Source organism: Baekduia sp., from assembly GCF_035318805.1.
In the GTDB taxonomy this organism is placed as follows: Bacteria; Actinomycetota; Thermoleophilia; order Solirubrobacterales; family Solirubrobacteraceae; genus Baekduia.
Map to the genome: position 1 here is coordinate 64,126 of NZ_DATHDY010000080.1, position 6,714 is coordinate 70,839.

Consider the following 6,714-nt stretch of genomic DNA (forward strand, 5'->3'; position numbering starts at 1 on the left):
GGTGGCCGCACCCCACCAGGACGCTGAGCCCAGCGGCCGCGCCGGTTCCGGCGCGGCCGCTGGTCGTTCGGTCCCGTTCATCGGCCTGACGGGCGGCCTGGGGTCGGGCAAGTCGACCGCGTGCGCGGCGCTGGAGCGCCTCGGCGCGGCGACGCTGTCGACCGACGCGGTCGTCCACGAGCTCTACGGCTCCGACGAGGTGCGCGACGCCGCGGTCGCGCGCTGGGGCGCGGACGTCGCGCCCGCCGGAACCGTCGACCGCGGCGCCATCGCCCGGCACGTCTTCTCCGCGCCCGACGAGCGCCGGTGGCTCGAGGAGCTGCTGTGGCCGCTGGTGGGTCAGCGGGTCTGGGCGTTCCGCACCGAGCAGGAAGCCGCGGTGCCCGCGCCGAAGGCGGTGGTGGTGGAGACCCCGCTGCTCTTCGAGGCCGGCATGGACGGCATCTACGACGCGACGATCGCGGTCGTCGCCGACGAGGCCGTGCGCCGCGAGCGCGCCGCCGCGCGTGGTCACGAGGCGGTCGACGAGCGCGCCGCGCGCCAGCTCACGCAGGACGAGAAGGCGCAAAGAGCGACCTTCGTCGTCCGCAACGACGGTACGGAGGCTGACCTGGAGCGCATGCTGTCGGACGTGCTTGCGAAGCTGGACGTCGGATGAGCACCCGCACCGCCACGCCGGCCGCCCGGCGTCGACCGGCGGCGGCGTCCCGCCGCGCGAGCGCCGTGACTCTCCAGCGCCGCGCACGCGTGCGCCGGCGGCGCATCGGCGCGCTGCTGATGGTCGCGCTGCTCGCGGCCGGCGCCGCCTTCGTGCTGCGGCCGCTGTTTCACCACGCGGTGCGCGAGATCGCGCTGCCGCTGCGCCACGAGGACATCATCCGCCAGCAGGCGCGCGACAAGAACCTCGACCCGGCGCTGATCGCCGGCGTCATCTACGCCGAGTCGCACTTCATCGACGGCCGCACGTCATCGGCCGGCGCCCAGGGGCTCATGCAGATCACGCCGGCCACCGCGCAGTACATCGCCAACAAGTCCGGCGGCACCGCGTTCCGCGTCTCGGACCTCGGCACGCCGCAGGTGAACATCGCCTACGGCGCGTTCTACCTGCGCTACCTGATGACGCGCTACGGCGACGACGTCCCGCTCGTGCTGGCCGCCTACAACGCGGGCGAGGGCAACGTCGACCGGTGGATCGCCCGGGCGCGCGCCAATGATCATGCGCTCGACGTCGGAGCGATCCCGTTCGGCGAGACGCGCAGCTACGTGACCAAGGTGCTCGACGCCCGCAAGGAGTACCGCGCGAGCTACCGGTCAGAGCTGGGGCTGTAGCACGCCGGAGGCCACGAGCTCCAGCGCCTCGGCGACGGAGCCCACGATCGCGTCGGCCAGTGACAGCTCCTCGCGCCGGTGCGTCGTGGCGATGGCGATGACGCTCGCCCCGGCGGCGCGGCCCGCGGCGATCCCGGCGGGCGCGTCCTCGAAGACGACGCAGCGCTCAGGCGCGACGCCCAGCTCGGCGGCGGCCAGGCGGTAGCCCTCCGGGTCGGGCTTGCCCGCGCCGACGCGGTCGGCGGTGACGAGGACGGCCGGAGCCGGGAGCTCGGCGTCGCGCAGGCGCCGCTGGGCGAGCACGCCCGGGCACGAGGTGACGACGGCGACCGGCACGCCGGCGGCGCCGCCCAGCAGCTCGGCGGCGCCCGCCAGGACCGTGGCGGCCGGCCCGTGCAGCACCAGATCCTCGACCGCCGCGGCCTCGGCGACGACGTCGAGGCGGGGCGCGACCGCGCGGATGACGTCGAGCGTCCGGACGCCGTGGATGCGACCGTCCAGGACGCCGGGGTCCAGGTCGTGGCCGCGAGCCCACGCGCCCCAGGCGGCCTCGATGGCCTCGCCGGAGTCGACGAGCACGCCGTCGAGGTCGCTGAGGATGGCGGAGAACGTCGTGATCATGCGGCCCTCGCGGTGGTGGTGGTGTCGGGAAGCGGCGTCGCTGCGGTGGCCGCGGTCCGCCCGGGCGGGCGCAGCGCGCCGGCGCCGAACGCGACCGCCGCGGTGGCGGCGACGACGAGCAGCAGCGCCGTCGGGACCGACGTGAGCGCGGCCACGGCGCCGATCAATGGCGGTCCCGAGAGCAATCCGAGGTAGCCCGTGGTCGTGACGCCGGCCAGCGCCGGGCCCGCGTCGGCGCCGGTGGCGGCGGCGCGGAAGATGAGGGGGATGACGACCGACAGGCCGGCGCCCAGCGTGAGGTAGGCGACGAGGCCGACGGCGGGAAGCCCGGCGACCAGCGAGATCGCCATGGCCGCGGTGGCCAGCGCACCACCCCGGCGCGCCAGGGCCACCGGGCCCCAGCGCTCGCTCAGCCGGTCGCCGGTCATGCGGCCGGAGGCCATGGCGACCGAGAACGCGGCGTAGGCGAGGGCGGCCACGGCGGCGGTGGCGCCGATGTCGCGCAGGTGCACCGCGCTCCAGTCCAGCGCGGCGCCCTCGGCGAACAGGCAGCAGAACGCGAGGCCCCGCAGATACCAGCGGCCCCGGGAGGTCGCGGCCGTCGCGGTCTCCTCGGCGCTCTGCGGCGCGGGCCCGTCGGCGACGAGGCTCCGCGACCGCACGAAGCCGGCGACGGCGACGGTCGCGCCGATCGCCAGGAAGTTCGGCAGCGCCCCGACGCCGGCCGCGGCGGCCAGCGCGCCGGCGCCCGCGCCGATGAGGCCGCCGAAGCTGAAGCCGGCGTGCAGCGAGGAGAGGATCGGCCGGCGCACCGCACGCTCCACCTCGACGCCCTGCGCGTTCATCGCCACGTCCAGGCTGCCGTTGGCCAACCCCATCAGGAACGTGGCGGCGGCGACCAGCCCGATCGCCGGCATCGTCGCGGGCAGGATCATGGAGAGCCCGAGTGCGACGACGGCGAGCCGGACGACCGTGGCGCTGCCGCGGCGGCTGGCCAGGCGGCCGGCGGCCGGCATCGCGATCAGCGCGCCGGCGGCCAGGCCGGCCAGGGCGACGGCGAGCCCGCCGGGGCCGACGTCGAGGTGATCCTGGATCGCGGGAATCCGCGCGCCCCACGTGCCGAGGGCGACGCCGTTGAGCGTGAAGATCGCCGCGATCGCGGTGCGCGCGGAGATCCCGGGGCGTGGGGCGGAGGCCGGCGGGCTCACGCCGTGACGACCTCCACGCCCAGTGCGCGCAGCGCGTCGAGCTCGGCGGTGGGCGCGGTGTCGTCGGTGACGAGTTGCGCGACGTCCCCGGCGCGGGCGACGACATGGGCGGCGCTCGAGCCGAGCTTGGCGCCGTCGGTGGCGACCATCAGGCGGCCGGCGCAGGTCGCCTGGGCGCGCAGCACCTCGGCCTCGCCGGCGCAGTGGGTGGTCAGCCCGATCGCCGCCTGCAGGCTGCACGCGCCGAGCACGGCGACGGTGGGGCGGACGCGGCGTACGGCGTCCAGCGCGTCCGCGCCGACGGTCGTCCGCGAGTCGGGCTCCAGGCGCCCGCCGGCCAGCAGGACCTCGCCGGGCGCGTCGGCGAGCGCCACCGCGACGTCGGGGCTGGTCGTCAGCACGGTGCGCGAGCGGCCGTCGGCGGCCAGCTCGCGCGCGATCGCGAGCATCGTGGAGCCGCCGGCGAGGGAGATCGTCGGCTCGTCGGCGAGCAGCGCGGCGGCGCGGCGGGCGACCCGCGCCTTCTCGGCGGTGTGCAGCTCCTGGCGGTCGGCCAGCCGCGGCGGCGTGACGGCCTCGGCCGGCAGGGCGCCGCCGCGCACCCGGCGCACGCGGCCGGCCGCGGCGAGCTCGTCGAGATCGCGGCGCACGGTGTCGTCGGAGACGTCGAGCAGCGCGGCCAGCTGCGCCGCGACGACCCTGCCGTCCCGAGCAAGGGCGCCGAGGATGGCCTCGCGTCGCTGATCCGGCAATGCCGCAAGTTCCCGCATGAAGACGCACGATAACGCACGCACCCGCAGCCATCAACCCGCCTGATGCGTCGAGGGACGACTCGATCTCGCTGTGCGAGATTCAGTCGTCCCTCGACGCCGCCTGGGCGAACGCGTACGCAAACTGGCGGGCGGTCCGAAGACCGCCCGCCCGCTCGATGAAGCGACCAGCTACATGCGACCCGACGCGGCGCGGCCCATGCGGGCCGCAGCGTCGAGGACGACCGCGCCCAGGAGCACCGCGCCGGTGACCATGAACTTCGTGGCCGAGGTGTAGGCCAGCAGGTCCATGCCGTTGGAGATCGAGCCGATCACCAGGGCGCCCAGCAGCGCGCTCCACACGTTGCCGCGGCCGCCGAAGAGGCTCGTGCCCGCGATGACGGGACCGGCGATCGAGAGGAGCAGCAGGTCGCTGCCGCCCGAGCTCTGGTTGACCGCCAGCAGGCGGGAGGCGGCCATGATGCCGCCGACCGCCGCCATCGCCGAGGCCAGCGCGAACACCGCCACGCGGACGCGGAACACGTTGATGCCTGCGCGGCGGGCGGCCTCCATGTTGCCGCCGACCGCGTAGATGTGGCGGCCGAACCGGGTGCGTCGCGTGATGAAGTCGAAGAACGCGACGAACCCGATGAGGATCAGCGCCGCGATCGGCACGCCGCGGTCCTGGTTGACGATGTAGACCGCCAGCAGCGCGGCCACCGCCACGGCCCCGATGCGGATGCCGACCAGCAGCGGTGTCGGAGCCGTGAGCCCGGCCCTGACGCGCCGCTGGCGGCCCGCCATCACCGCCGCGCTGAACAGCAGGATGCAGGCGATGGCGGCGAGCCAGCCGATGCTGTCGGACAGGAACTTGCCCGTCAGGTCGGTGAAGATGCCCGTATTGAGGTTGACGGTGCCGGTCTCGCCGAGCACCTTGAGCTGCGCGCCCTGCCAGCCCAAGAGGCCTGCGAGCGTCACCACGAAGGTTGGGATCCCGAACTTCGTCGAGATGAAGCCCTGGAACGTCCCGATCGCCGCTCCGACGGCGATGGCCAGCAGGATCGCCGCGCCCGCGGGCCAGCCGTGCTTGACCGACAGCACGGCGGCGATCGAGGCGCAGAGGCCGGACACGGCGCCGACCGACAGGTCGATCTCGCCGAGCAGCAGCACGAGCACGACGCCGACCGAGATGAGGCCGACCGCCGTGATCTGCAGGGACAGGTTGACCAGGTTGGTGGAGCTGAGGAACCGCGACTCCTGCGACTGGAAGATCGCCCAGACGATCGCCAGCAGGATGAGGACCCGCAGCGAGCCGAGATCGCCCGTTCGGACGCGGTTCAGCAGGTCCCTGCCGGACGTCGGCAAGGTCTCCTTCTGCGCGACCGTCACGCTGGGGTCCGGTTCGGTCGGCGCGGGGGTGGTCGTGCTCATCGGCTCACGGCTCCTTCGGCCTTGCCGTTCTCGGCCGTCAGGCCGGTGATGGCGGCGACGACGTCCTGCTGGTTGGCGGTCTTGACGTCGAACTCGCCGCCGGGGGCGCCGAGGCGCATGACGAAGATGCGGTCGACGACCTGGAAGATGTCGGCCAGGTTGTGGCTGATGACGATCACGCCGAGCCCGCGGTCCTTGAGGCGCTTGATCAGCGCCAGGACCTGCGCGGTCTGGGCGACGCCCAGCGCCGCGGTGGGCTCGTCGAGGATCACCATCTTCGGCTCGCCGAGCAGCGAGCGGGCGATCGCGACGGACTGCCGCTGACCGCCGGACATCGCGCCGACCTCGCTGCGGACCGACTGGATCGTCGTCACCGAGAGCTCGGCCAGCAGTTCGTTGGCCTTCTGCTCCATGGTGACCTCGTCCAGCAGGCCGGCGGCGATGGCCTCGCGACCTAGGTACAGGTTCTCGACGACGTCGAGGTTGTCGCACAGCGCCAGGTCCTGGTAGACCGTCGCGATCCCCAGGCCCGTGGCGTCCTGCGGGGCGTTCACGTTCTGTGAGCCCCCGTTCCACAGGTACTCGCCTTCGTCGGGCGGGTGGATGCCCGAGATGACCTTGACAAGCGTGGACTTCCCCGCGCCGTTGTCGCCGACGAGGCCAACGACCTCGCCGGGCATGACACGGAAGTCGACGCCGTTCAGCGCGCGGACCGCGCCGAACCGCTTGGTGATCCCCCGGATTTCCAACAGGGGGGTGGTCTCCGTCATCTCGGGCTCTCCCTTTCAGCTGTGGCTGGTTACTGGATGCCGGCGGTCTTGCAGGCGGCGGCGTACTTGCCGGTGCAGATCTCCGAAGCCTTCCAGAAGCCGTCCTTGATGATCGTGTCGTTGATGTTGTCCACCGTCACGGAGACCGGCGTCAGCAGGACCGACGGGACGTCGACCTGGCCGTTGTTGGTCTTGCCGTTGACCGTGCTCGCCGCCGGCGTCTTGCCCTGCGAGAGGTCGAAGGCCAGCTGCGCGGCGGCTTCGGCCTCGGCCTTGATGGCCTTGTAGACCGTCATGTACTGCTCGCCGGCGACGATGCGCTGGATACCGGCCAGCTCGGCGTCCTGACCCGTGATCGGGATCTTCTTGGGGTCGACGCCGTTGGACTTCATCGCCGCGATCGCGCCGCCGGCGGTGCCGTCGTTGGCCGCGTAGACGCCCACGAAGCCGTTCTTGCCGACGGCCGTGATCGCCTGCTCCATCTCGCTCTGGGCCTTGTCGGGCGACCAGTCGGGCGTGTCGTACTCCTTGGCGACCTTGAAGCCGCTGCCGTCGATGACGCTGTGCGCGCCCTGCTTGAACAGCTTGGCGTTGTTGTCGGTCGGA

Annotated in this window: 8 protein-coding genes; 2 read left to right on the forward strand and 6 right to left on the reverse strand. The window is 73.5% G+C overall.

Going from position 1 to position 6,714, the window contains the following annotated elements:
* The first annotated feature begins 1 nt into the window (after nucleotide 1).
* Both coaE and VK501_RS18245 read left to right on the forward strand, forming a co-directional pair.
* Nucleotides 2–658: a dephospho-CoA kinase gene (gene coaE / locus VK501_RS18240; protein WP_324339851.1), complete on the forward strand. Its 657-nt coding sequence runs from the start codon at nucleotides 2–4 to the stop codon at nucleotides 656–658.
* Nucleotides 655–1,329, forward strand: coding sequence for a lytic transglycosylase domain-containing protein (locus tag VK501_RS18245; RefSeq protein WP_324339853.1), 675 nt, complete (start codon nucleotides 655–657; stop codon nucleotides 1,327–1,329). Before coaE ends, VK501_RS18245 begins: the two co-directional genes overlap by 4 nt.
* Here the strand turns inward: VK501_RS18245 and VK501_RS18250 are convergent.
* The 6 genes from VK501_RS18250 to VK501_RS18275 all read right to left on the reverse strand — a co-directional run.
* The gene (locus VK501_RS18250; RefSeq protein ID WP_324339855.1) at nucleotides 1,312–1,950 is read right to left on the reverse strand and encodes an HAD-IA family hydrolase; all 639 of its coding nucleotides are present in this window, start codon (nucleotides 1,948–1,950) and stop codon (nucleotides 1,312–1,314) included. The genes VK501_RS18245 and VK501_RS18250 overlap by 18 nt on opposite strands.
* Nucleotides 1,947–3,158 carry an MFS transporter gene (locus VK501_RS18255; protein ID WP_324339857.1) on the reverse strand — a complete coding sequence of 404 codons (1,212 nt, stop codon included), beginning with the start codon at nucleotides 3,156–3,158 and terminating at the stop codon, nucleotides 1,947–1,949. The genes VK501_RS18250 and VK501_RS18255 overlap by 4 nt, the downstream gene beginning before the upstream one ends.
* The gene (locus tag VK501_RS18260) at nucleotides 3,155–3,910 is read right to left on the reverse strand and encodes a DeoR/GlpR family DNA-binding transcription regulator (RefSeq protein ID WP_324339859.1); all 756 of its coding nucleotides are present in this window, start codon (nucleotides 3,908–3,910) and stop codon (nucleotides 3,155–3,157) included. Before VK501_RS18260 ends, VK501_RS18255 begins: the two co-directional genes overlap by 4 nt.
* Nucleotides 3,911–4,099: 189 nt before the next feature.
* Nucleotides 4,100–5,338 (reverse strand): sugar ABC transporter permease, encoded by a 1,239-nt coding sequence (locus VK501_RS18265; protein ID WP_324339861.1) that lies wholly within the window; start codon nucleotides 5,336–5,338, stop codon nucleotides 4,100–4,102.
* Nucleotides 5,335–6,108 carry an ATP-binding cassette domain-containing protein gene (locus VK501_RS18270; RefSeq protein WP_324339863.1) on the reverse strand — a complete coding sequence of 258 codons (774 nt, stop codon included), beginning with the start codon at nucleotides 6,106–6,108 and terminating at the stop codon, nucleotides 5,335–5,337. The genes VK501_RS18265 and VK501_RS18270 overlap by 4 nt, the downstream gene beginning before the upstream one ends.
* A gap of 29 nt (nucleotides 6,109–6,137) precedes the next feature.
* On the reverse strand, nucleotides 6,138–6,714 hold a 577-nt coding region (locus tag VK501_RS18275; RefSeq protein WP_324339865.1), incomplete at its 5' end, for a substrate-binding domain-containing protein.